The 24,525-nt window shown below is 60.6% G+C and carries 25 protein-coding genes; 14 read left to right on the top strand and 11 right to left on the bottom strand.

What is annotated here, in order from left to right:
• Window positions 1-67 precede the first annotated feature (67 nt).
• The 3 genes from G7A66_RS10635 to G7A66_RS10625 all read left to right on the top strand — a co-directional run bounded on the left by G7A66_RS10635 (window position 68) and on the right by G7A66_RS10625 (window position 2,403).
• The gene (locus G7A66_RS10635; RefSeq protein WP_174295646.1) at window positions 68-511 is read left to right on the top strand and encodes a CopD family protein; all 444 of its coding nucleotides are present in this window, start codon (window positions 68-70) and stop codon (window positions 509-511) included.
• Between the two features lie 169 nt (window positions 512-680).
• Entirely contained in the window at window positions 681-1,946 is a 1,266-nt protein-coding gene (gene rho / locus G7A66_RS10630) for a transcription termination factor Rho (protein ID WP_174295645.1), read from the top strand.
• A 67-nt stretch (window positions 1,947-2,013) separates the two neighbouring features.
• On the top strand, window positions 2,014-2,403 hold the full coding sequence (locus tag G7A66_RS10625) for a BLUF domain-containing protein (protein ID WP_174295644.1): 390 nt from the start codon (window positions 2,014-2,016) through the stop codon (window positions 2,401-2,403).
• Between the two features lie 8 nt (window positions 2,404-2,411).
• Here G7A66_RS10625 and G7A66_RS10620 read toward each other — a convergent pair whose 3' ends face one another.
• Entirely contained in the window at window positions 2,412-4,028 is a 1,617-nt protein-coding gene (locus tag G7A66_RS10620) for an FMN-binding glutamate synthase family protein (RefSeq protein WP_174295643.1), read from the bottom strand.
• Window positions 4,029-4,031: 3 nt separating this feature from the next.
• Window positions 4,032-4,727: a dienelactone hydrolase family protein gene (locus G7A66_RS10615; RefSeq protein WP_174295642.1), complete on the bottom strand. Its 696-nt coding sequence runs from the start codon at window positions 4,725-4,727 to the stop codon at window positions 4,032-4,034.
• Window positions 4,728-4,834: 107 nt separating this feature from the next.
• Here G7A66_RS10615 and G7A66_RS10610 point away from each other — a divergent pair, with 107 nt between their 5' ends.
• The 9 genes from G7A66_RS10610 (at window position 4,835) to G7A66_RS10570 (ending at window position 15,283) form a co-directional block, all read left to right on the top strand.
• Window positions 4,835-5,107 (top strand): DUF6489 family protein, encoded by a 273-nt coding sequence (locus tag G7A66_RS10610; RefSeq protein WP_174295641.1) that lies wholly within the window; start codon window positions 4,835-4,837, stop codon window positions 5,105-5,107.
• A gap of 14 nt (window positions 5,108-5,121) precedes the next feature.
• The gene (mnmE, locus tag G7A66_RS10605; RefSeq protein WP_174295640.1) at window positions 5,122-6,396 is read left to right on the top strand and encodes a tRNA uridine-5-carboxymethylaminomethyl(34) synthesis GTPase MnmE; all 1,275 of its coding nucleotides are present in this window, start codon (window positions 5,122-5,124) and stop codon (window positions 6,394-6,396) included.
• 97 nt (window positions 6,397-6,493) lie between these two features.
• Window positions 6,494-8,347, top strand: coding sequence for a tRNA uridine-5-carboxymethylaminomethyl(34) synthesis enzyme MnmG (gene mnmG / locus G7A66_RS10600; RefSeq protein ID WP_174295639.1), 1,854 nt, complete (start codon window positions 6,494-6,496; stop codon window positions 8,345-8,347).
• Complete coding sequence (gene rsmG / locus G7A66_RS10595) at window positions 8,344-8,976, top strand: 16S rRNA (guanine(527)-N(7))-methyltransferase RsmG (RefSeq protein ID WP_174295638.1); 633 nt, start codon at window positions 8,344-8,346, stop codon at window positions 8,974-8,976. The genes mnmG and rsmG overlap by 4 nt, the downstream gene beginning before the upstream one ends.
• On the top strand, window positions 8,973-9,749 hold the full coding sequence (locus G7A66_RS10590) for a ParA family protein (RefSeq protein WP_174295637.1): 777 nt from the start codon (window positions 8,973-8,975) through the stop codon (window positions 9,747-9,749). Before rsmG ends, G7A66_RS10590 begins: the two co-directional genes overlap by 4 nt.
• Window positions 9,746-10,738, top strand: a complete 993-nt coding sequence (locus G7A66_RS10585) for a ParB/RepB/Spo0J family partition protein (RefSeq protein ID WP_174295636.1) — start codon at window positions 9,746-9,748, stop codon at window positions 10,736-10,738. The genes G7A66_RS10590 and G7A66_RS10585 overlap by 4 nt, the downstream gene beginning before the upstream one ends.
• A gap of 190 nt (window positions 10,739-10,928) precedes the next feature.
• On the top strand, window positions 10,929-11,504 hold the full coding sequence (locus tag G7A66_RS10580; protein ID WP_174295635.1) for a DUF4402 domain-containing protein: 576 nt from the start codon (window positions 10,929-10,931) through the stop codon (window positions 11,502-11,504).
• Window positions 11,505-11,685: 181 nt separating this feature from the next.
• Window positions 11,686-12,522, top strand: a complete 837-nt coding sequence (locus G7A66_RS10575; protein WP_232366808.1) for a fimbrial biogenesis chaperone — start codon at window positions 11,686-11,688, stop codon at window positions 12,520-12,522.
• Between the two features lie 61 nt (window positions 12,523-12,583).
• Window positions 12,584-15,283: an MSCRAMM family protein gene (locus G7A66_RS10570; RefSeq protein WP_174295634.1), complete on the top strand. Its 2,700-nt coding sequence runs from the start codon at window positions 12,584-12,586 to the stop codon at window positions 15,281-15,283.
• 31 nt (window positions 15,284-15,314) lie between these two features.
• Here G7A66_RS10570 and G7A66_RS10565 read toward each other — a convergent pair whose 3' ends face one another.
• Window positions 15,315-16,040, bottom strand: a complete 726-nt coding sequence (locus tag G7A66_RS10565) for a glycine zipper 2TM domain-containing protein (protein WP_174295633.1) — start codon at window positions 16,038-16,040, stop codon at window positions 15,315-15,317.
• A 104-nt stretch (window positions 16,041-16,144) separates the two neighbouring features.
• A complete protein-coding gene (locus tag G7A66_RS10560) occupies window positions 16,145-16,627 on the bottom strand; it encodes a GAF domain-containing protein (protein WP_174295632.1) in 483 nt (160 codons plus the stop codon).
• Window positions 16,628-16,690: 63 nt separating this feature from the next.
• Here G7A66_RS10560 and G7A66_RS10555 point away from each other — a divergent pair, with 63 nt between their 5' ends.
• The gene (locus G7A66_RS10555) at window positions 16,691-18,127 is read left to right on the top strand and encodes a PQQ-dependent sugar dehydrogenase (protein WP_174295631.1); all 1,437 of its coding nucleotides are present in this window, start codon (window positions 16,691-16,693) and stop codon (window positions 18,125-18,127) included.
• A 12-nt stretch (window positions 18,128-18,139) separates the two neighbouring features.
• On the opposite strand, the gene G7A66_RS10550 is transcribed toward G7A66_RS10555, so the two are convergent.
• Together G7A66_RS10550 and G7A66_RS10545 are read right to left on the bottom strand one after the other, a co-directional pair.
• Window positions 18,140-18,967: a DUF815 domain-containing protein gene (locus tag G7A66_RS10550; RefSeq protein WP_174295630.1), complete on the bottom strand. Its 828-nt coding sequence runs from the start codon at window positions 18,965-18,967 to the stop codon at window positions 18,140-18,142.
• 16 nt (window positions 18,968-18,983) lie between these two features.
• Window positions 18,984-20,726, bottom strand: a complete 1,743-nt coding sequence (locus G7A66_RS10545; RefSeq protein ID WP_174295629.1) for an acyl-CoA dehydrogenase — start codon at window positions 20,724-20,726, stop codon at window positions 18,984-18,986.
• 48 nt (window positions 20,727-20,774) lie between these two features.
• Between G7A66_RS10545 and G7A66_RS10540 the strand changes: the two genes are divergently transcribed.
• The gene (locus tag G7A66_RS10540) at window positions 20,775-21,716 is read left to right on the top strand and encodes an L-threonylcarbamoyladenylate synthase (protein ID WP_174295628.1); all 942 of its coding nucleotides are present in this window, start codon (window positions 20,775-20,777) and stop codon (window positions 21,714-21,716) included.
• 3 nt (window positions 21,717-21,719) lie between these two features.
• Here the strand turns inward: G7A66_RS10540 and G7A66_RS10535 are convergent, their stop codons facing one another.
• The 5 genes from G7A66_RS10535 to G7A66_RS10515 form a co-directional block, all read right to left on the bottom strand.
• Window positions 21,720-22,115 carry a hypothetical protein gene (locus G7A66_RS10535; RefSeq protein WP_332310537.1) on the bottom strand — a complete coding sequence of 132 codons (396 nt, stop codon included), beginning with the start codon at window positions 22,113-22,115 and terminating at the stop codon, window positions 21,720-21,722.
• A 73-nt stretch (window positions 22,116-22,188) separates the two neighbouring features.
• A complete protein-coding gene (locus G7A66_RS10530; protein ID WP_174295627.1) occupies window positions 22,189-22,722 on the bottom strand; it encodes a CarD family transcriptional regulator in 534 nt (177 codons plus the stop codon).
• A gap of 223 nt (window positions 22,723-22,945) precedes the next feature.
• Window positions 22,946-23,830 (bottom strand): YihY/virulence factor BrkB family protein, encoded by an 885-nt coding sequence (locus G7A66_RS10525; RefSeq protein WP_174295626.1) that lies wholly within the window; start codon window positions 23,828-23,830, stop codon window positions 22,946-22,948.
• Window positions 23,827-24,165: a ferredoxin FdxA gene (gene fdxA / locus G7A66_RS10520; RefSeq protein WP_174295625.1), complete on the bottom strand. Its 339-nt coding sequence runs from the start codon at window positions 24,163-24,165 to the stop codon at window positions 23,827-23,829. Before fdxA ends, G7A66_RS10525 begins: the two co-directional genes overlap by 4 nt.
• A 23-nt stretch (window positions 24,166-24,188) precedes the next feature.
• Window positions 24,189-24,515, bottom strand: a complete 327-nt coding sequence (locus G7A66_RS10515) for an RNA-binding S4 domain-containing protein (protein ID WP_332310536.1) — start codon at window positions 24,513-24,515, stop codon at window positions 24,189-24,191.
• Window positions 24,516-24,525 lie beyond the last annotated feature (10 nt).

Raw genomic sequence — 24,525 nt, 5'->3', positions numbered from 1 at the left:
AGCGACGCTGTTCGCGGACGATGCGGAAACACTGGCGCCGCGGCCCCGTCTTGCCTAAACGGCCAACATGCAGGAAACGCTCGCCATGCTTTATTTCTGGCTGAAAGCCGGTCACCTCATCTTTGTCATCTTCTGGATGGCCGGCTTGTTCATCCTGCCGCGCCAGCTGATCTACATGCATGCCTCGCCAGCCGGATCGGAAGAAGAAGCACTGTGGGCATCGCGCGGCCGCACCTTGCGCAAGATGATCCTCATTCCCAGCCTGATCGTGGTGTGGGTGCTCGGCCTTATCCTGGCCGTGACCATCGGCGCTTTCGAGCAGGGCTGGTTTCATGCCAAACTGCTGCTGGTCATCTTGCTGACCGCCTATCACGGCTGGCTGACCGGCGTGGCGAAAAAGATGGCGGGCGGGGCGCGTCCTCTGACCGAAAAGGCCTTGCGCCTGTGGGGCGAGGTTCCTGCCGGTGCCGTGGCGTTGATCGTCGTGCTGGTGATCGTCAAGCCGTTCTGAACAAGCGCCTTCGCTTCTTGCGAATAGGATTGACCGGCGCGCTGCGTCGGCGTAAATCTCCGGTCCTGCTCCGGATCGGGGTTTCGCGCCTGCCGCGATGCTCCACGGGTTCGCTTTCCCCAAGCCCTACGACCTGCCGGCCCGCAAACTCCCTTTCTGGAATATATCTATGCATCTCAAGGAACTGAAACAGAAACCGCCGGCCGATCTCGTGCAGATGGCGGAAGACCTCGGCGTCGAGGGCGCCTCCACCATGCGCCGGCAGGATCTGATGTTCTGCATCTTGCGCGAACTGGCGGAGGATGAGGAATATGAAGAAGAAATCATGGGCATCGGCACCATCGAGGTGATGTCCGACGGCTTCGGCTTTCTCCGCAGCCCCGAAGCCAATTATCTCGCCGGTCCTGACGACATTTACCTGTCGCCCAACCAGGTCCGCAAATGGGGCCTGCGCACCGGCGATACGGTCGAAGGCCAGATCCGCGCACCGCGCGAAGGCGAGCGCTATTTCGCGCTGACCAAGCTGACCAGCGTCAATTATGACGATCCCGACCAGGTTCGCCTGCGGACCAATTTCGACAACCTCACCCCGCTCTATCCGGATGAAAAGCTGTCGCTCGACACGCTCGACCCGACGGAAAAGGACAAGTCCGCGCGAGTGATCGACATCATCTCGCCGCAGGGCAAGGGCCAGCGCGCGCTGATCGTCGCGCCGCCGCGCACCGGCAAGACCGTTCTGCTGCAGAACATCGCCAAGGCGATCACCGACAATCATCCCGAAGTGTTCCTGCTGGTTCTGCTGGTCGACGAACGGCCCGAGGAGGTCACCGACATGCAGCGCAGTGTGAAGGGCGAGGTCATCTCCTCCACCTTCGACGAACCGGCGCAGCGGCACGTGCAGGTTGCCGAAATGGTGATCGAAAAGGCGAAACGCCTGGTCGAGCACAAGAAGGACGTGGTCATCCTGCTCGATTCCATCACCCGCCTCGGCCGCGCCTACAACACCGTGGTTCCCTCCAGCGGCAAGGTGTTGACGGGCGGCGTCGATGCCAACGCCCTGCAGCGCCCGAAGCGCTTCTTCGGTGCGGCGCGCAATATCGAGGAAGGCGGATCGCTGTCCATCATCGCCACGGCGCTGATCGATACCGGCAGCCGCATGGACGAAGTGATTTTCGAGGAATTCAAGGGCACCGGCAATTCTGAGATCGTGCTCGACCGCAAGGTCGCCGACAAGCGCATCTTTCCGGCGCTGGATGTCGGAAAGTCCGGCACTCGCAAGGAAGAGCTGCTGGTCGAAAAGGACAAGCTGTCGAAAATGTGGGTGCTGCGCCGCATCCTCATGCAGATGGGCACCATCGATTCGATGGAGTTCCTGCTCGATAAGATGAAGGATTCCAAGACCAACGAGGATTTCTTCGCCACCATGAATCAGTAGGGAAAATCAGTAGGGTGGCGCGCCTCGCGTGAACCGGCGGGTAAGATGTTCCTGCTAATCAGCGCGCATGATGCGCCAATATCTCTATTCCAGCACAGCTGCACCGGGCTTCGGGCAGGTCGACATGGTCGATCTGCTCGAAGCTTCGGCGCGTAACAACGCCGCAGCCGAGATCACCGGCTTTCTCCTGTTCGACGAGAGCCAATTCCTGCAAATGATCGAGGGTCCGGAAGCGGCGCTGCAGGATCTGATGCGCCGCCTGGGCCAGGACAAGCGCCATGGCGATATCGCGCTTCTGGAAGACCTGCCGCTCACCACGCGCAATTGTCCGAAGTGGACGATGAAACGGCTCCGCTTGGGTATCGCCAGCGAATTGCAGGCTCTCGTGCCGCGCAGCCTGCCGCTCGCAATCCGCCGCAAGGTCATGGACTTTGCCGCGCACCGCGCTGCGGCATAGCATGGCGTTCAGGCGGCTATCCTGAAGCTGCTTGCCTGCGCCCCCTGCCAGTATCGCCCATATTGCGTGTTCTCGGCAGCGGTAAGAAGTTCGCCTTCCTGCAGGAAATTGTAGAAACCGTCCATCGGACCGGACTGCACGGTGTTCAGCCTTTCGCTGATGTGGTGCGGCTGGATCTGCCACGGATTGTCCAGCCCCATCGCCACGACGATCTCCCGCAGGCCATGCAGGGTCTGCCGCTGGAAACGGGCCACCCGCGGCCCTTTGTCCGCGACCACCAATCCGCGCTGACGGGTGCGATCCTGCGTCGCGACCCCCGTGGGGCAGGTATCGTCATGGCACCGCATCGACTGCACGCAACCGAGCGCGAACATGAAGGCGCGCCCCGAATTGCACCAATCGGCGCCAAGGCCGAATTTCATCGCCATGCCTGCGCCGGAATGTACCTTACCTGCGGCGGCGACTTTCACCTGGCTCTTCAGACCCGTGCCGACGAGAGCGTTCCGCATCAGGATCAAGCCTTCGCGCAGCGGCATGCCGACGCGGTTCGAAAGTTCGAGCGGGGCCGCGCCCGTGCCGCCTTCCGCGCCGTCCACGGTGATGAAATCCAGCCTTATCCCGGTCTCCAGAATCGCCTTCGCCATGGCGAACACCTGGTGCGGCTGTCCGACGCAAAGCTTAATGCCGACCGGCTTGCCGCCGGAGAGTTCGCGCAACTGCGCTGCCCATTCCAGCATCCCGACCGGTGTCGAAAAGGTCGAGTGAGCGGCGGGCGATACGCAATCCTCACCGCGTTCCACACCGCGCGTCTCGGCTATTTCCTGCGTGACTTTCGCACCGGGCAAAACTCCGCCATGCCCCGGCTTGGCTCCCTGGCTCAGCTTGATCTCGATCATCTTTACCTGATCGAGTGACGCATTCTCTGCAAACATCTCGGGATTGAACCTGCCGTCTGGATGGCGGCAGCCGAAATATCCCGAGCCGATCTCCCATACCAGATCGCCGCCATGCGACCGGTGATGGCGCGACAATCCGCCTTCGCCGCTGTCGTGGTAAAAATTGCCCATCGCTGCACCCTGATTGAGCGCGAGGATCGCATTCGCAGACAGCGAGCCGAAGCTCATGGCTGAAATGTTGAGCAATGCCGCATCGTAAGGCTTCGTACATTGGTCGCTCCCGACCAGGCAGCGCCATTCCTCGGCGGCCTGCGCGTTTGGCACGATGGAATGGGCCAGCCACTCATATTCTTCGGAATAGACGTCGAGTTCGGTCCCGAACGGATAGGAGTCGAGTTGCCCCTTGGCGCGAGCATAGACGAGCGCCCGTTCGTCGGGATTGAACGGGCGCCCTCCGAGATCGCTTTCGACCACATACGACCGAAAATAGGGCCGCAGCGATTCCATCAGCCAGCGAAACCGCGCCACCAGCGGAAAATTGCGGCGCAGCGTGTGCCTCTTCTGAAAAAAGTCGAGGACTGCAATCAGAAGCAGCGGAACGAGGACGACCAGAGTCCATCGTGCCGGACTCCAGAACGCGGCTGCAACGGCAAGAACCAGCAGGATGGCTGGAACGGCGAAGCGCAGGGTGAGATTGCTGGATTCGGTTACCGGCGCGAAATTTCTCATGGATCAGCCGAGATGCTCCGCGAAGAAGGCCACAGTGCGTTCGTCGGCAAGCTTGGCTCCGGCCTCATTCCGCCGCTTGCCGAACTCGGTTGCGAAACCGTGATCCAGACCTTCGTAATCGTGCAGGGTCACCTTGGGATGGCTATCCAGCCCTTCGTGCATCGCCTTTTGCGCTGCCTTGTTCACGAAGCCGTCTTCGGTCGGGATATGGAGCATCAGGGGACGGGAGATGGCATTCTTCTCCCGCAGCAGATTGTCGACGCCGACAGCATAATAGCCGACCGTTGCATCGGAATCGGTGCGGGCGGCGGTCATGAACGCCAGCCTGCCGCCAAGGCAATAACCAACCGCCCCGACCTTGTCACAACCTTCCTTGCGGGCGTATTTGATTGTCGCCTCGATATCGCGGATACCTTCATCCTGATCGAACTTGTTCATGAGGTCGAGCGCGCGCTGGAATTCAGGTTCCACATCGGGGTCAAGCTCGATGCCAGGCTCCAGCCGCCAGAACAGATCCGGTGCGATGGCGAGATAACCATCTTCCGCCAGCCTGTCGCACTTGCGGCGGATCCCGGCGTTCACGCCGAAAATCTCCTGAATCACGACGATGGCGGCCCGGGGCGTGTCAGCGGGGCGGGCGATATACGCCCGAAATTTGCCGGAGCCATTCAGCGTCTGCACGGTCACATTATCGGTCATTCAGTACTCCTGTCGGTAATTCACGAAAGCCTCGGTCGTTATCGCTTGCGAAGCGTCGGCATGGAACCCAATTAAGGGAAGCTATCAGCACTAACGGGAGAGTGGACATGAAGGTCCAAGTCGAGATCGATTGTACGCCGGAAGAGGCCCGGGCCTTTATGGGTCTGCCCGATGTAAGCCGCGCCAACGACATTTATGTCGATACGATCAGCCGTGCGATGAAGGGCGTCAGCAACCCCGAACAGGTGCAGGAGTATGCCCGTCAGATGGCACCCATGGGGCAGATGGGTCTGAAGATGTTCCAGAAGTTCATGGAAAGCAGCGCCGCGGCGGCCGAAGGTGCGCGCGATGCCGCTGACAAGGCGAAGTCGAAAGACTGAATACACGCGCCGCGATGGACACCATTTACGCCCTTTCCAGCGGCCTTCCGCCTGCCGGGATTGGCATCATCCGGATCAGTGGACCGTCGGCATCCGCTGCGCTTCAGGCTTTGGCCGGGCGTGTGCCTGAGCCAAGAAGGGCAAGCTATGCCAGCTTCAAAGATCCTGATGGGCTGCTGCTCGACAAGGGGTTGATGCTGTTCTTCCCCGGTCCGAAAACCGCGACGGGTGAAGATCTGGCCGAGCTGCACTGCCATGGGGGCAGGGCAGTTATTTTTGCGATCCAGAGCGCGTTGGCGTCGCTCGAGGGGCTGCGCGCGGCTACCCCCGGCGAATTTACGCGCCGCGCCTTTGCCAACGGTGTCGTTGACCTTGCTGAGGCTGAGGGGCTTGGCGATCTCCTGTCTGCGGAAACAGAACTGCAGCGCCGCTCGGCCATGACCATGGCCGAGGGTCACTTGTCACGGCGCTGTGAAAGTTGGCGTAAAAGCATCCTGTCATTATCCGCCCAAGTGGAAGCTGTGCTGGATTTTTCCGACGAGGAGGATGTCGAGGAGCTATCGCCATCATTCGAGCAGGAGTGTGAGGGGCTCGCCAGTGAATTTCGGGAGTGGCTGGAGAAGCCATCTGCCGAACGTTTGAAGGATGGCGTTCGGGTCGTTCTGGCGGGGCCGCCGAATGCAGGAAAGTCGTCTCTTTTCAATCTTTTGACCGATAGCGAAGCAGCTATCATTACGCCGATCGCCGGGACGACGCGTGATGTGCTTGAAAGGCCTGTCGCCCTGTCGGGAACCCCGATCATATTCATGGATACCGCAGGGCTGCACGAAAGTTCGCGAGACGAGGTGGAGATCATCGGGATCGCCCGCGCGCAACATGCCCTGTCGCAAGCCGACATCGTGTTGTGGCTGGGCACCGAGGGCGAGGGACCTCAAGGCGCAATAGAAGTCGAATCCTATGCGGATGTGCCGGACAGAACACGAAAAGGTTCAGCCTGCCATCTGGTTTCAGGCAAGACAGGATCCGGAGTAGATGCTCTCAAGGCTGCCATCGTCGCAATTGCACGGCAGATGCTGCCGAATCCGGGCGAGGTCGCGTTGAACGCACGGCAACGCCAACGCATCGAAGAGGCTCACAGATCTATGATGCGCGCCAGGGAGGCTCTGGATCTCCTCGTACTGGCCGAGGAACTTCGACAGGTTCGGGTTTCCCTGGATGGCTTGATTGGGCGGACATCGACGGAGGACATGTTGGACGGTCTGTTTGGCAGTTTCTGCATCGGCAAATAGCGTTTCACGTGGAACCGTAGAACGAGCAAGCAGATCGTTCCACGTGAAACGGCGCTCAGTCTTTATCGCGCCAACCTGATGCTGTACGGGGCGACGTATGAACCCTTTTGACATTTTGGTGGTGGGCGGCGGACACGCCGGCGTGGAGGCTGCCTCGGCTGCAGCCCGTATGGGCGCACGGGTAGGTTTGATCAGTTTCGATCGCCGCACGATCGGTGCGATGAGCTGCAATCCGGCGATAGGCGGGCTCGGCAAAGGGCATCTCGTGCGCGAAGTGGATGCTCTGGATGGAATAATCGGGCGGGCGGCGGACGCTGCTGCCATTCACTACCGGATGTTGAACCGGTCGAAAGGCAGCGCAGTCTGGGGGCCACGCGTTCAAGCCGATCGCAATCTGTATCGCCGCGAAGTGCATCGGCTCCTTTTGCAGCAGGACGAGATAACGATTGTCGAAGGCGAAGCAGCCGAGTTGATTCAAGAGGGAGGCAGGGCCCTCGGACTCGTCTTGTCCAATGGTTCAGCCTTGCGGGCCGAGGCTGTAGTTCTCTGCACCGGCACTTTTCTTGGCGGGAGGATGTTCAGGGGCGAAGAACGCCACGAAGGGGGGCGGATTGGCGAAAATGCCGCCAAGCGCCTGGCCGAGCAGCTGCGCAATGCCGATCTTCCCATGGCCCGTTTGAAAACCGGAACTCCGCCCCGGCTCGACGGGCGATCCATCGATTGGTCCCGGCTGGAAAATCAGCCCTCCGATACGGACCCCTGGACGATGTCCCCCCTCACCGATGTGCGGGGCAACCCGCAAATCTTCTGCGGAATCACGAGGACAAATGCGGCGAGTCACGACATCATTCGCGCGAATCTCGACAGGTCTCCCCTGTTTGCTGGTGCGATAGAAGGGGCGGGTCCGCGGTACTGTCCTTCCATTGAAGACAAGATACACCGGTTCGGCGACCGTGACGGTCACCAGATCTTCCTGGAACCTGAAGGGCTTGCCACGCATGTCATCTATCCGAACGGCATCAGCACATCTCTTCCGGCTGACGTTCAACTGGCCATGCTCCGCGAAATCGAGGGGCTGGAATCCGTCAGGATCGAGGTTCCGGGGTATGCGGTAGAATATGACTATATCGATCCCCGCGCGCTTTTTTCGACGCTGGAGGTCAGGAGCTTGCCAGGCCTTTACTGCGCAGGGCAGATCAATGGCACTACCGGTTATGAAGAGGCTGCTGCGCAAGGCCTCGTAGCGGGCATGAATGCTGCATCTGCCGTCCTTGGCAAAGAAGCGGCGCCGCTGAACCGCGCCAATTCCTATATTGCGGTGATGGTGGATGATCTGACCCTACAGGGCGTCACCGAACCCTATCGCATGCTGACCGCCCGAGCAGAATACCGGCTGCGTCTGCGGGCGAACAATGCCACCTCGCGCCTTACCGGATGCGGGGTGGCTGCCGGGTTGGTGCATGACGAACGAAAATCATGGTACGTCGACCGCGAGACGCGAAGAGATAAATGGAAGCGTTTTTTCAACACCCCGGTCCACTCCGCAGACCTTGCGGACAGGGGTAGCGAAATCCGCCGAGACGATGGGCGACGTACTATCGCGGAATGGATGCGATTTAACGCCATTACAATTGATGATTTCACGTGGAACATGCCAAGCGATCTGAACAGCGCTGACGATCTAAAGCATGAGATGGCAGAGGATGCGGTCTATGCGCCCTACATCGCGCGCCAGGAGGCAGAACTGCGTGACTTGGCGCATGCTGAAGAATTGCCTCTGTCCCTGGCGTTTCCCTATGAGCAAATCCCGGGCCTCTCGAATGAGATGAAGCAAGTCCTTACTGCGGCGAAACCGGAGAATTTAGCGGCCGCAGGACGGGTAAGAGGCATTACACCCGCCGCGCTCTCCGCAATTCTGGTTCACGCCCGCAGCTTGAGTGTCGATGCATGATTGCAAACGAAGATGATGCTCGCGAGTTCGTCGCACGCAGGTGTACAGACCAGGCATTTTTGACATTGAACGACTATGTGGATGAGCTCCGCGCAGAAGCATTCGAGCAGAACCTTGTCTCCAGATCTTCTCTTGATCAGGTGTGGACGCGACACATTGCTGATAGCGCTCAATTACTGGATCATGTTTCACATGGAACACGATCATGGGCTGACCTCGGGTCCGGAGCTGGTCTGCCGGGCTTGGTGATTGCTATCATGCGGCCAGATTTGAAAGTCAGCCTGATCGAATCGCGGCGCAAGCGTTTCGAATGGCTACAAACTGTCTGCGTGAATCTTGAGCTGCGTAACTGCCAGGTACTTGGCAGGCGCTTGGAAACGATCGAAGATCGCCATTTCGATGTCATTAGCGCGCGTGCATTTGCGCCCCTGCAGAAGCTGTTTGCGCTGGCTGGACGTCTTGCGGACGAAAGCACCTTTTGGATATTACCGAAAGGAAAGTCGGCGGCCGATGAGCTTGCGCAACTTCCATCCGAGGCGCAGAAGGGTTTTCACGTGGAACAATCCGTCAGTGACCAGAACGCTGGCATACTCGTCGGATACCATCGGGCACTGGAGAACCGAGTATGATCGTCGTTGCCATTGCGAACCAGAAGGGCGGTGTCGGAAAGACTACCACCGCGATTAACATTGCAACGGCAATGGCGGCGACCGGCTGGCGGACTTTGCTGGTCGATCTCGATCCGCAAGGAAACGCATCGACCGGCCTCGGCATTGGCAATGACCAGCGTGAGACCTCGAGTTACGATCTTCTGGTGAATGACGCGACCTTGGCAGATTGCACATTGGGGTCAGCGATTCCCGGGTTGGATATCGTCCCTGCAACGGTCGATTTGAGCGGTGCCGAGGTCGAGCTGGTTTCCGTCGAGGATCGAACAGGGCGATTGCGTAAAAGCCTGGAGGCGCATCACGGTCATGACATCTGTTTTATCGACTGTCCGCCTTCGCTAGGTCTGCTCACCCTCAACGCCTTGGGCGCGGCGGATACGCTGATGGTTCCGCTCCAATGTGAATTCTTCGCACTCGAGGGGTTGAGCCAGCTTCTGCAGACGGTGGAAAGGGTGCAGCAGCGCTTCAATCCGAACCTAGGCATCATCGGGATCGTTCTCACCATGTTCGATAGGCGGAACCGCCTGACCGATCAGGTCTCGGACGATGTCCGCGACTGCTTGGGACCATTGGTTTTCGAATCGGTAATTCCCCGAAATGTGCGGCTGTCTGAGGCTCCTAGTCACGGAATGCCGGCTTTGGTGTATGATCATTCCTGCGCGGGCAGCCGCGCCTATATTTCACTGGCTCGCGAATTGATCGGGCGCCTGCCGGAACGAAGGAAAGCCGCATGAGCACGCAAGCGACAGACCCGATCCGCTTTTCCGTTCCCGATCGCACAGCGGGAGAGGCAAAGAAGCGAAAGCTCGGCAAAGGCCTCGGTGCCTTGCTGGGCGAGAGCAGGCGCGAAGAACCGCTCGTGCGCAGCGAAAGCGGTTCAGATGGGTCTGCGGAGCGCGAGAGCGGAGAAGCAAACCCGGCCGGCGGACTGGCTATGCTCGCAGTTGCATCAATCGAACCGCTGCCCAATCAGCCTCGGCGGCATTTCGATCCGGATGCTCTCGACGAACTGGCGGCGTCGATCCGCTCGCGTGGCGTTATTCAGCCGATCATCGTCCGGCCGCTTGCTGGTGGGCGGTATCAGCTTGTAGCCGGGGAACGGCGTTGGCGCGCCGCGCAGAAGGCACAGTTGCATGAGATCCCGGCACTGATTCGAAAACTCGACAAGCGCGAGATCATGGCGCTCGCGCTGATCGAGAATATACAGCGTGAAGATCTCAACCCGATCGAAGAGGCGCGCGCTTATCACCATCTGGCTGAAGAGGAAAATCTCAAGCAGTCGGAGATAGCACGGCTTGTCGACAAATCGCGTAGCCATGTAGCGAATCTACAGCGCCTTCTGCAATTACCTGAAGCCGTGGTCACCATGGTCGAGGAAGGCGCGCTGTCGATGGGACACGCCCGCGCCCTGATTGGCCACGTCGACGCGGTTGCTATTGCCCGGCGGGCCGTCGACCAGAAGCTGTCCGTTCGCGCGGTCGAGCGGCTTGCCAAGGGAGAAAGCGATGGCGATTCGGCTCGTCGGCAGGCGCGACCCTCTTCGCGTGATCCGGCACAGGATGCCGACATCGCTGCGGTGCAGACTCACCTTGAGGAATTTCTTGGGCTGCATGTGCGAATCAAGGCCGACAGCGATCCCAAGTCGGGTCAGGTGACGATTCGCTACCGCACGCTCGACCAGCTAGACCTGGTCTGCCAACGGCTGACCGGCGGCGATATTTAAGCCAAGTGCCGGATCCCGGGCGTTGCAATGGTTACCAAGACAGGCTTCAGATGTTAACCATACTCGTGAGTGAAACCTGAACCCCGGGATTGTACCTAGTGTTGGCGAATGGGGGCTTCCCGTTCCGCGGGGCTTCCAAGAACGTCCCGTTACGGGCCGAAAGGCTGCACAACCAGGGACACCAGTTTCTATGAAAAATTTGATCCGCCTCGGCGCCGTTGGAACCGCCATGGTCGTTGCAATGGGAATGAGCTCGGCTGCAATGGCTGCCGCAACCGCTAGCAGCAACGCGACGGTCGAAATTCTGAAGCCCATTCAGCTGGAAAACATCTCCGGGCTGGACTTCGGTGCGATTGCCGTGAACGCTGCAGGAACCGTCGTCCTGTCGACTGAAAATGTCGCAACCTGCACCGGCGGTCTCGTATGCACGGGCACAACGTCGGTATCCGAATTCCGCGTCTTCAATGGCACTGCCGGCAAGAGGGTGACGATCACCATGCCGGAAAATCTGGACCTTGTCAGCACGGCGGCTGCCATCCCGGGTTCGCCGACAGCTGCCGAGAAGGTTGAGCTGACGGATTTCACCACCGATGCCGCAACGCGCACGGTCTTAAATGGAACGGTCTCCTCAACGTTTCGCGAGGTGACTCTCAGTAACACTACGGCTGCAGCCAATTTCAAGCTCGGTGGCACGTTGACCTTTGACGGCAGCGAAGCCTCAGGAACCTACAATGGCACCTTCAGTGTCACCGTCGAATACAGCTGATCTGAAAATTCCTGCCGATCATTTGGCTTGAAGTATAGCAGGGCTGTCCCGCGTCGCGGGGCAGCCCCTTCTCACATCTGTTCCCCTGATGGTTTAGGCAATCTTAACCACGACTTGGTAGGTCTACCTACCGTCCTGGAGAATGCCATTCGCACTCTTCAGAAATCGAGGATCTGAACAGATGAAATTGCCGAAACTCCGTACCCGTGCCGCTCTGGCGATGTTCAGCGCCGCCATGATCAGCGCAGTGTTACCTGGACCGGTTGCCGCGCAAGGAGATTTGCTGGTGGCGCCCACCCGCATCATCATGGATGGGCGGCGCGGCACCGAAGTGATCCTGAGCAACATCGGAACTGAAGAAGCAACTTACAGGATCGGCTTGGAACTGCGCCGGATGACACCGGAAGGCAATCTCGTCGAGGTTTCACGTGAAACTGCAAGCGAGCGTGAACTCGCCGCTCTGGACATGATCAGATATGCCCCTCGGCGGATTACCCTTCCGCCTGGACAGCCGCAGTCTGTTCGGATCGGTGCGAGGCCGGGTGCCGATTTACCGGACGGAGAATACCGCGTTCACATGTCCTTCTCGGGCATTCCCAATCCACAGCCGTTGGCTGGTCCTTCCGAAGAAGCAAATGGCATCAGTATACGTCTGACGCCGATTTACGGGGTTACTATACCGGTCATGGTGCGGCATGGTCGTCTGGAGGCGCAGATCGCCATTTCCGACGCTCGCCTGGTGCAACACTCCGATGGTTCGGTTCTTGACGTCGCCATCACCAGATCCGGCGAAAGCTCCACTTATGGCGAATTGCGCGTACTCACCCAAGGCTCTGACGAGCCTGTGGCGATAGCCCGCGGAATAGCAATCTATGCAGAGCTAGACGAACGCCGCGCCGCGATTCCTCTCTCGCCCGAACAGGCCGCACTACTCAACGGACCAGTCCGCATCGAATATCGGGAAATGCCCGAATCGGGCGGTGCCCTGCTGGCTGCAATCGATACGACGCTGAACTGAACGGGCTGCAGCAGATCAGAAGACCAGAATGACTTCTCTCGTTTCGAGGATGTTGATCGCCGTGGCCATGTTGGCCGCGGCTTTCGGCATTTCCGGAACTACGGCCGCACAGACCGGCGAATGGCAAGCGAACGATGACGATTTTCTGCTCCTGCAGATCACGGTGGGGCAGTACCGCCTGACGGACGATGTCCGAGGCTATCAGATGGCCGACGGCATCTGTCTCGATCTTGCCGACGTGGTTCGCGCGCTCGACATGCCCCTCAGGATCGACAAGAAGTCGCGCCGCGCAACTGGGTGGTTGTTCAGTGAAGAGCAGACTTTCACTCTCGATCGGGATAGTGGCACGGTACAAACCGTGAACGGAGAGATCTCGCTCGAGGATGAGATCAGGGACACTCCCGAAGGGTGGTGTGTTCGCGTCGGCACTCTATCCCGCTGGTTTGGGCTCGAACTGGAGCCTGACCTGTTCAATTCGGCCATCCGCATGTCCAGCGAAGAACCCCTACCCTTTATCGAGGCGATCAATCGCAAGAACCGCGCAGCGCGGCTGCCCGCTAAGCGGCAAACATTCGACCTGGGGCGATTTCCGCATGCTGATACGGAGTACCGGGTCTGGCGGACTCCATCTGTCGATATAGTCGTAACTGCCGGCATGAACGGGGGAGCGAAGCGCAAATTCTCGTCCAATCGGAGGGCAGAAGCTTACCTTGCGGGTGAAATCGCTGCGGCGAGCGTAACCGCCCGGATTGCGACGGATCAGGATTTCGTGCCGCAGACCGTGCGGCTGAGGGCCTTCCGCAATGCTCCCGACGGCGGGTTGCTGGGCCCTCTAAATGCAAGACAGGTCGCAGCAGGCGACGTGGAGACCTTGTCCGGCCAGCTCACCGGGCAGACGAGCGTAGGGCGGGGTGCCTTCGTCAGCAACCGGCCGCTGGGCAGCAGCACGCGTTTTTCCTCGACAACACTTCGCGGCACGCTGCCGACCGGGTGGGATGCCGAACTGTATCGAAACGGCCAGCTGATCGCTTTCCAGAGCGACACCGAAGATGGCAGATACGAGTTCCTTGACGTCGAACTCTTTTACGGCGGCAACGATCTGGAGGTCGTGCTCTATGGGCCGCAGGGGCAGATCCGTCGGGAAAGCGTCAATCTGCCCATCGGGTTCAACCAGATCGAACCGGGTCAGACCTATTACTGGGCAGGGATCGTGGAAAAGGACCGCGATCTCCTCTCCCTTCGCCGATCCGATGATCTGGTCGGCAGTCTGCAACCGGGCGGCTGGCGCTGGGGCGTTGGGGTCGAACACGGCCTCGACAAGCGAACCAGCGTTGCATTTGGTGCGCAAAGCCTCTTTCTGGCAAACCGCCGGCGGCATTATCTCGAAGGCACGGTGTGGCGCACGTTCGGCGCGATGCAGGCCGAATTTGCTGCTGCGCATGAGTTGGGCGAGGGAGCAGTCTTTCAGGGCAACGCTCTTGGACGGATCGGAAGCATCAATCTCGGCGCTTCGGCTGTATGGAAGATGGGCGACTACGTCAGCGACTTCATCTCCGGAGACCTGAGCCACCGTTTCGGATTGCAGGCCGACATGTCGTTGAATCTCGGCGTATTCAAGCTCCCGCTCCAGATCGGGGCCGGACGGGCGATACAGCGGAATGGCGAAAGTGTTACCGAGTGGCAGATCGCCACCGCCGTGCGGGCGGGTCGGATCAACATCGGTGCCGAGCTCGAGCGTGAGACGCGCTATGACCCTTCGCGCGATTTCTCCAACACGGGCACGCGTCTGCAGGTACTCGCCAATACGGTCGTCAGAAAGTTCCGGCTGCGCGGCAATGCGGGTTTCGATCTGTCGGAAGGCAGTGGCCGGTTCGATTTCGCGCAACTTTCGCTGCAGCGCGATCTTTCCGAAAGGTCGGAATTGCGGGCGCAAGTGGAATATCTCGGCCCAAGCAATCTGGCGCGGCTGAGCCTTGGTTATGCCCACCGCTTTTCCAAATTCGCCTTGCGAGCGGATACGACCTACGCATCCGATGGTGCCATCGGTGCGAACCTGTCGCTCGCCTTCAGCCTTGGTCCCGACCCCATCGGCGGCGGGTTCCGCGTCAGCGAGAGCAAGCTTGCGAGGAACGGTCAGGTGGAGGTCACGGTGTTCCGCGATGAAGACGGTGACGGACTCCGCAGCGAAGGAGAAGATCTGCTGCCCGAGATCGGGGTCGAGGCTGGCTTTCGCCTGACCGATGCCATTACCGATGAAACCGGGCGCGCCCTGGTCGATGGACTGCGTCCGTATACCCCGGTGCTTGTCGGTATCGACGAGGCTTCCCTCGGCGATCCCTATCTCGTTCCGCAGAGCAAGGGAGTTGTCCTGATTCCCAGACCAGGGGTAATGGCTTCCTTGATGTTGCCGATTTCACCATCTGGCGAAGTAGAGGGCATCATCCGGTCGCCGAGCGGAGTGGATCTTGGCGGCGTAGTGCTGGAATTGCTGGATCAGCGCGGTAATGTAGTCGCCTCCACCATCAGCGAATATGACGGTTTCTTCCTTCTGGACAGAGTGCCTTACGGCACTTACCGGCTGCAAGTTGCGGAAGACACTGCACAGAAGCTGGACGTGGAAAGCGCCCTTCCCGGCGACATAAAGCTGGCGCGGGGCAGTGATGTGGCCCGCCTTGGAACCATCAGCCTCAAGGCTAACGCTTCTCGCCCGCTGGCCTTACAGGGTGCAGCCGAACCCGACCTGCGCCTGGCTTTCAGATAAGCTTTATACAGCCATCCTGCTGAGCGCCGGCTCAGTCGATATATTCTTCGGTCACATATTCCCGCACGACAACGCGCTGCTGGATCGGAACCATGACCGGCACCAGCATCATCGGCTGTCCGTATGGCCCGTAAAAGGCCGTGCCATACGCCGCATGAGCAGGCGTGTTGTAATAAGGATCGGGCCGGCGCGAATAATTGTCTCCATATCGGAGATAGATCTCGCAATCGTCCAGACGATCTCGCCTCGTATCGGCGCCCACCGCAGATCCTACTGCAAGCCCGGCCAGTCCGCCCACTCCGGCACCGATCAGAGTTCCCGCAAGACGTTCGCCGCTTGCGATCCGATTACCCAGCAGGCCGCCCGCCGCCGCACCCAGCAATCCGCCCAAGGCTCCGCTTCGGTCGAGTCCGTTGCGGTCGAGGTAATTGGCTCGGCAATAATCCAGCCACGCGTCGCGTTCGTAAGTGGCGGAATACGGGATTTGCGCAACCGGCTCTCTATACGGTTCGGCGTAAGGCTGCGCATAGGGCGCGCTGTAAGGTTGCACGGTGTCCTGCGGATAGGCCGTCTGTAGAACAGGGTCGTAATCGATCGGGGCAGCATAAGGCTGCGCTGGCGCCACATAGGATTCATCGAGCTCCGGGGGAAGGACTATGGTCTGCCCGGCGCCAGGCACGATATCCTGAGCGGCGACCGATCCGGTTGCAAACAGAGCCGCGACCGCGGCGGCAGAAACGGCAGGGCGCAACTTCATCATATTCCCCTTTGGCGCGGTTGAACGCTTAACGGAAAATAAACCAGGAAGGTCCCATCCTGCCACTGCGGGTAGACGCTTGTCCCGTTTCGGGGCGTAGCTTTTCAGATCCGGGCGCTGAGCAGCGTGGCCAGGGCCTCGATACCTGCCGCATCATCCTTGTCGAAGCGGGCCTTCTGCGGGCTGTCGATGTCGATCACGGCAATGACTGTGTCGTCACGGATAATTGGCACGACAATTTCCGACTGGCTCGCCGCATCGCAGGCGATGTGCCCGGGAAAGGCATGAACATCGTCGACCAGCTGCGTCTTGCCGGTCGCCGCTGCGGTGCCGCATACGCCCTGGCCCGAAGCGATGCGGATGCAGGCCGGACGTCCGACGAAAGGCCCAAGGATCAGATCGCCATCGACCATCCGGTAGAATCCTGCCCAATTGATGGCCGGCAGATATTCACCCATCAGCGCCGCGACATTCGCCATGTTGGCAATGCCGTCGCTTTCTCCGTCGGTGAGCGCCGCAGCGGCCTGAACCAGCTGGCGATAGAGTTCGGGCTTGGCGAGGTCGGCGTCGGGCTGAAAATCGTACATGGCACGTTCGTGTAGCGATCCACGGCATTGCCGCAAGCGACCGCGTGCATTATTGCTGCGCGCATGAGAAAATTCCTGATCGTCTTCCTGGTGCTGGTTCTGGCGCTTCTGTTCCTTGCAGCCTATCTCGCCCAGGGTGACAAGGCCGATTACACGGTTGCAGCGGTTGCCGGGACGGACCCCGTTTTCGACGATCCCGAATCCGAAATCATCCCCACGGTGAACATAGCGGAACCGGTCGGCTGGGCCGCGACCGAAGCGCCAATACCGGCAGAGGGACTGGCGGTTACCCGCTTTGCCGAGGGGCTCGATCATCCACGTGTCATCTATGCCATGCCGAATGGCGACGTGCTGGTGACGCTGACGAACAGCCCGCCGCGCGAGGGCGGTGGCTTCCAGGCATGGATTGCCAAGCTGCTGTTCTCCAAGGCAGGAGCGGGCGAACCGTCCCCTGACCAGTTGATCCTGCTGCGAGATCGGGACAGCGACGGCAGGGCCGACCAGAAGTTCGTGCTGAGCGACGATCTGTCCTCCCCGTCGGGCATCGCCTATGGCGACGGCACGCTTTACATCGCCAATCACGATGCCTTGCTGGCCTTTCCCTATGATGTGGGCGCCACAAGGCTGACTGCCGAACCGCGCAAGCTGATGGACCTGCCGGGCGGCGGCAATCACTGGATGCGGAACATTATCCTCAATGACGATAACACCCGGATCTATGTCGCCGTCGGTTCCGCCTCGAACATCGGCGAAAACGGGATGGAAGCCGAAGAAGGCCGCGCAGCGATATGGGAGTATAATCTCGAGACCAACCGCCAGCGCCTGTTCGCGACTGGATTGCGCAACCCGAACGGTCTCGCCTTCAATCCCTGGAGCGACGAATTGTGGGTGACGGTGAACGAGCGTGACATGCTCGGTTCGGATCTCGTGCCCGATTACCTAACCAATGTGCCGGTCGGTGCGCAATATGGATGGCCCTGGGTCTATTACAAGGACATGGTGGACGAACGGGTCGACGTGCCGATGCCGGCCTTCCTGACCGAATATGCCCGCTATCCGGAATATGCGCTCGGTCCGCACGTTGCGGCGCTGGGGCTGGTCTTTACCGAGGAAGGCAGCCGGTTGAGCACGTTTGGGCAGGGCGCCTTCATTGCACGGCATGGTTCGTGGAACCGTGTGCCGGCGTCAGGTTATGACGTCGTTTTCGTCCGCTTCGACGATTTGGGCAACCCGCAGGGCAAGCCTGTTCCGGTGCTGACCGGCTTCCTCAATGACGATGGCGAAGCACGCGGCCGACCGACATGGGTGGAATGGTCGCAAGATGGTGCTCTGCTGGTCAGCGATGACACGGCGGGCATTATCTGGAGTGTCGTCGCTCCTGGCGGCGCTCCCGCACCGGCGATCGAGCGGGTGCAGAGAGAATCCCTTCGCCCTCAACGCGAGTTGCAAGGCGACCCTAGTGCGGTTTTCGAAGAAGAGTATCAGCGCGAATCCCGCTGAAGAACTCTGGCCCTATAGCACCACGTTCGCGCGACCGGCCAGTTCGGTGACGAACTGCCACGCCGTGCGCCCCGAACGGGCGCCGCGCTGCCGCGCCCATTGCAGGGCTTCATCGTCGTTCCACCGCAGACCCAGCGGGTCTGCATATCCTGCCACGATGGCGAGGTATGTAATCTGATCGCAGGCGTGAAAGCCGACCGACAGACCGAACCGGTCAGCCAAGGCCAGGGAGTCGTCGAGCGCGTTGCGCGGGTGCAGGTCGCCCCCTTCGTCTCCGCCATCGCCAGAGCGGGATTGTATGACGCGGTGATTGGTCGTGATGGCGAGGCGCACATTAGCAGGCCGTGCTTCGACCCCTCCGTCCAGCAGGCTTCGCAACTGCCTTGGGCCGATAGCGTCTGCGCCGGAAAAGGTCAGATCGTCGAGAAAGACGAGAAAGTTCCGGCGCACCCCGCCGAGTTCACGGAACAGATGCGGCAGGGATGACAGCGCATCGCTCGCCGCCTGAACGATAGCAAGACGATGTGGGTCATCCTCTTGCGCAACTACCGTAGCAGCGCGCAGCAGGGCGGACTTTCCCATCCCTCGCGCGCCCCACAACAGCATGTCATGCGCGGCCACTCCTGCGGCGAGGCGGTCCAAATTATCGACCACCGCTCGCTTCTGCCGCTCTATCCCTCTCAGTTGGTCGAGATGCGGAGCGATGATGGCAGCAACCGGATGCGCTGACTGGCCGCTCCACACATAGGCGGGAGCGGCTGCCCAATCGGTCCGCTCTGCAGGGGGTGGCGCCAAACGTTCGACTGCATCGGCCAAACGCCGGATGGTATCCTCATTCACGGGTCCCGAACGCCGATCAACCCACCAACTGACTCGTGCCGAGCTTGTAAAGCAGGGACGCACCGTCCGTCGCGGCGGATTTCAATCCGGCAGCTTCGGGCACGACATGGTCGATGAAATAACGGGTGGTTACCTCCTTCACCTCACGCAGGGTCGGCGCTGCCCCGGCATCCACTGCGCGCTTCTGCCGCAGCAACTGCCAGCCTGCGAAGGCCACGGCGCACATGGTCGTGAAAGGGACGCTTCCAGCGAGCCGGTCGTCGAGGCTTGCTTCTTCCCGCATCCATGCGGCTACGGCAGCACAATCGCCGGCGAGTGTGAACAGGGCGGGTTCGTCCACGCAATCGCGCGCCATGTCCTCGAACAATGCGGTGACCACTGCGCCGCCTTCCATGTTCAGCTTGCGCGTAACCAGATCGGCAGCCTGAATCCCGTTGGTACCTTCGTAAATGGGCGCGATCCGCGCGTCGCGGTAATGCTGTGCGGCGCCGGTTTCCTCGACGAAACCCATGCCGCCGTGGACCTGTATGCCGATGCTGGCGACCTCCACCCCGGTGTCCGTGCCCCAGGCCTTTATGAGGGGAACCAGCACCTCGGCGCGGCGAGCTGCCGCGACATTGCCTAGCGTACCGCGATCGAACTGCCCGGCCGTGTAATAGAGCAGGGCGCGCATTCCTTCGGTCAGCGATTTCATGCGGATCAGCATGCGGCGCACGTCGGGATGCTCCACGATGGCGACGGGGTTGCGGTCGTCCGAGCCGGCTCGTGCCGACTGGATGCGTTCGCGCGCGTAATGCTGAGCCTGCTGAAGGGCACGCTCGGCTATCTGGACGCCCTGATTGCCGACATTGATGCGGGCGGAGTTCATCATCGTGAACATCGCGCGCAAGCCGCCATGTTCGCCGCCGACCATCTCGCCGATGCATTCGTCATTGTCGCCATAGCTCATGACACAGGTGGGCGAGGCATTGATGCCGAGCTTATGCTCCAAGCTGACGCAGCGAACATCGTTGTCTGCGCCGGGCGACCCGTCGGCATTCACGTGATATTTCGGCACGACGAACAGGGATATACCGCGGCTGCCTTCGGGTGCATCCGGCGTGCGGGCCAGCACGAGATGGATGATGTTGCGGGCCAGCTGGTGGTCGCCCCAAGTTATGTAGATCTTCTGGCCCTTGATGCGGTATTTGCCCGCATGTTCGCCGTCGTCGATGGGTTCCGCAGTCGTCCGCAGCGCACCGACATCGCTGCCCGCCTGCGGTTCGGTCAGGTTCATGGTGCCCGACCATTCTCCGCTGACCAGTTTCGGCAGATATTTTGCTTTTTGCGCGTCGCTGCCATGATGATCCAGAGCATCAATGGCGCCGACCGAAAGGATCGGCAGCAGGGTGAAGGCCATGTTGGCGGCACCCAGATTTTCCAGCACATTGCAGGAAAGGGTGAAAGGCAGGCCCTGTCCGCCGTGACCTGCAGGAGCCGCAATCGCGTTCCAGCCCTGTTCTACGTAGTGATCGTAAGCCTCGGCAAATCCGTCCGGCAGACGGACGACACCGTTTTCCAGCCTTGCGCCTTCCGTATCACCAATGCGGTTCAGCGGCGCGAATTCCCCCGCTGCAAAGGCGCCGACGCCCTCGACAATGGCTTCGACCAGATCGTCTTCTGCTGCTGCAAATCGTTCGCTCTGCGCGAGTTCGGCGATCCCGGCGTTGGTACGAATGGCGAGGAGCTGGTCCTGGACCGGCGGCGTATACGGTGTCACTGGCGGTTTCCCTTGGCTTTTGTCACCGCCAACCTATAGCGCCCCGGCATGGGCGGCAAGCGCGCTACGGAATGGCTGCAAGCCGATGCGGCGGGTGTCGAACGCGCCAGCGAATTGCTGCGCGCAGGCGGGTTGGTCGCCTTGCCGACGGAGACTGTCTATGGGCTCGCTGCCCGGGCGGATGATGCCGATGCGGTGGCGGGCATTTACCGCGCCAAGGGCCGCCCCGATTTCAATCCGCTGATCGTGCATGTGGCGGATACTGGCAGCGGAGAGCGACTGGCCCGCTTCGACGATCGTGCACGCAAGCTGGCCGACCGGTTCTGGCCAGGGCCCCTGACCATGGTGCTGCCACTGCGCGAGAACGCTGGTATCGCTCCTGCGGTCACGGCCGGTCTTGCAACCATCGCGCTTCGCGTGCCGGGCCATCCTGTAATGCAGGCGGTGCTGCGAAGGAGCGGCCTTGCCCTTGCCGCTCCCTCGGCCAATCGCAGCGGCTTGATCAGCCCGACTGCGCCGCAGCATGTTGCCGCCACTCTGGATGGACGGATTGCCGCCATCATGAATGGGGGGCCTTGCGCCAGCGGCATCGAATCGACGATCCTCGCCCTGCGAAACAAAGGCTGGTCACTGCTCAGGCCGGGCCCGATCTCTGCCGAAAGCCTGACTGACGTGCTGGGCAGTGATATGGTCGAGGCTTCGGAAGGGATCGAAGCTCCAGGGCAGATGACCAGCCATTATGCACCCGGCAAACCCCTGCGGTTGAATGCTCAGGCTGCGGGCGAAAATGAATTTTTGATCGGCTTTGGCGAGATACCGGGCGACTGTTCGCTGTCGGCAACGGGAGACATGGCGGAGGCAGCAGCCCGTTTGTACGAGTGCCTGCATGTGGCCGCGGCAGCGGCGCAGCCTTCGATCGCGGTCGCGCCGATCCCTTTCAGCGGGGTGGGCGCTGCGATCAACGACCGATTGCGCAGGGCCGCCGCCTGAATTCTACTCTGGCTCCAAAGGGACGGTGGGCAGCAAGGCGGTGATTTCCGCGTAGACGCCTCTCGCCTGTGTGCAGGCCTCGGTATCGCCCGCGACACACTTCTGGCGAAGGCGTTCGTAAGTGCGTTCGAGCGCGCCGAGGCGCTCCTCTCGCCGCCTGATCTCACGCCCGCGGTTCTCATCCGCTTCTGACTGGCTGGTCGTGGCCACGTCGACTGCCTTGCCTGCCGCCCGGACCGGCAGGGTTACGACGTCCCAGGCCGTTTTGGCGATGCAGCCCTGCAGCATCGCCGTGCAACTGGCGAGCAGGAGAAGGCGAGTCCAGCGGGCAGAGGGCCGCAGTGAATGCTTCGTCCCAGGAGAGGAGTGCGGCAAGAGAGTGCCCGTGGGTACATCCATCGCGTCCGGCCTTCCAAGACAAAGGGGCCGCCCGGCAGGCAGCCCCCTTGTTTGTCTCAAAAGACGCGGCGAGTCACTCCGCTTCGTCGGACTCGTAATATTGCGGCGCATGCTCGCGCAGAACGTCGAGGATCTTTTCCAGCGCTGCCGGTTCGTCGGTCTTTTCCATCGCGGCCAGTTCGCGCGCGAGTCGGCTGGACGCCGCTTCGAAAATCTGGCGTTCGGAATAGGATTGTTCCGGCTGATCTTCGGGACGGAACAGGTCGCGCGTCACTTCGGCGATGGATACCAGATCGCCGGAATTGATCTTCGCTTCATATTCCTGGGCGCGGCGGCTCCACATCGTGCGCTTGACCTTGGGCTTGCCCTTCAGCGTTTCCATAGCTTCCTTCAGCGTCTTGTCGCTGGACAGCTTGCGCATGCCGATCGATTCGATCTTGTTGGTCGGAACGCGCAGGGTCATGCGTTCCTTTTCAAATCGCAGGACATACAGTTCGAGCTGCATTCCGGCGATTTCCTCGTTCTGCAATTCCATCACGCGGCCAACGCCGTGCTTGGGGTAAACGACGTAATCGCCAACTTCGAAGGCCGGGGCTTTCGTTGCCATATATAATCCTTTCCAGCAGAAAGGCAGACCCGGTTCCGCAAGAACCCCGATTTCCCACACGAAGGCGGGTAACCGGGAAATCATGACGGTCTGGGGCGGGAAGGCCTGCCTTTCGGTTCGGTCCGCATGCTCTCCGGGGTCAATCCGGTGCAAGTGCAGTGCGGTTGATCCATTATATAGCAGATTCGCAACAAAATTACCAGTGCCGCGAATCACCGGTCAGTCAGCGCACAGATGCGACCTGCCTGTTATCGCTTTCTGCCAGGCCTTCGCGATTGTCCCGTTCGGCCGGGGCGTTTAATTCGGCGCCGATCAGCAGGACATAAGCAGTCAGATACAACCAGGTCAGCAGCACGACCACGGCGCCCAAGGAGCCATAAGTAGCGTTGTAACTGCCGAAATTCGCCACATAGATGCCGAACAGGATGGTCAGCACCATCCAAACCACGCCGAAGAACACGGCGCCCGGCAGTTGATGATGCCATTCGGGCGGATCACGATCGGGAGCATAGCGGTAGAGCAGCAATGCGCCGCCGATCCCTGCACCGCAAATCACGACATAGCTTGCCAGCTTGCCGATAAACCCGTCGAGCAGGCCGGTGGCGGCCACAGCACCACCCACCAGCGCGAAGCCGAGGATAGCGCCCAGCGTGATCAGAAGAGCCAGCAGGTTGCGCTTGAGGAAGCTGCGCCTGTCCTCCAGATCATAGGCGATGTCGAGCGCCAGCATGACCGAACCCGCACCATTCCGGGCGCCGAACAAAGCCACGGCCAATGCAATCAGCAGCCCGAGGCCCTTCTTGCCAGCCTCTGTTTCGGTTACGCTTTCCAGTTGGTCGGTAATCAGGCCGGCAGCGGTTTCCGGTAATGCCCCGGCAATGGCCTGCGCATGACGCGCCACGGTTTCGGCATCCACCACGAGGCCGTAGACCAGCACCGATGCCGCCAGCAGCGGCACGATCGCGAGGAAGGTGTAATAGGCGACGCCAGCTGAAACCAGCCCGGCATTGTCCTTGCCCGCTTCCTTGCCGGCCAGCTTCAGCGCGGCGAACCACCCTTGCGGATGATCGTTGCCGGTCGCGTGCTGCTTGTCGGAATGCGCCGTCAATCGCCTTCCCCCGGTTCGCCGGTGAAGTATTTGTCGAACTTGCCTTCTTCGCCCTTATGCTCGTCGGCATCGGCAGGCGGTTCTTTCTGCTGCGTGATGTTCGGCCATTCGGCGGAAAACTTCGTGTTGAGCTCCAGCCATTTTTCGAGATTATCCTCGGTGTCGGGCAGGATCGCTTCCGCCGGGCATTCCGGTTCGCAGACGCCGCAATCAATGCATTCGCTGGGGTTGATCACCAGCATGGTGTCGCCTTCGTAAAAGCAGTCGACCGGGCAGACTTCCACGCAGTCGGTATATTTGCATTTGATGCAGGCGTCGGTGACGACGTAGGTCATGGCGAAGAATGCCCTTCGGTAATTTACAGTTCAGGATGTGCTATGCCGCTCTTTTCGTGTGGGTCAAGGTCGCGGTAGCATGCCTGCGCCTCGCACGGCGGCCCGCGACGGGCGGGGATCCGCTCGATAGTAACAACCTTGATGGCTCTGCCCAGGGGCAGAGTAATCGTATCGCCGATGCCGATCGGCTGGCTTGTCCGGGTGACACGCTGGCCATTGCGGCGGATCTGCCCGGCGGCGACCAGTTCCTGGGCCCGGCTGCGAGTCTTCACGAAGCGAAGATAGCATAACAGCCGGTCTATGCGCACCGGCGTGTCGACGCCTGCGCATTGCGTTTCAGGCGCCTTCACGCGGCCCCAT

The organism is Alteripontixanthobacter muriae (assembly GCF_013336795.1).
GTDB classification, from domain to species: domain Bacteria; phylum Pseudomonadota; class Alphaproteobacteria; order Sphingomonadales; family Sphingomonadaceae; genus Pseudopontixanthobacter; species Pseudopontixanthobacter muriae.
This window is presented reverse-complemented; position numbering and strand designations above follow the sequence as displayed.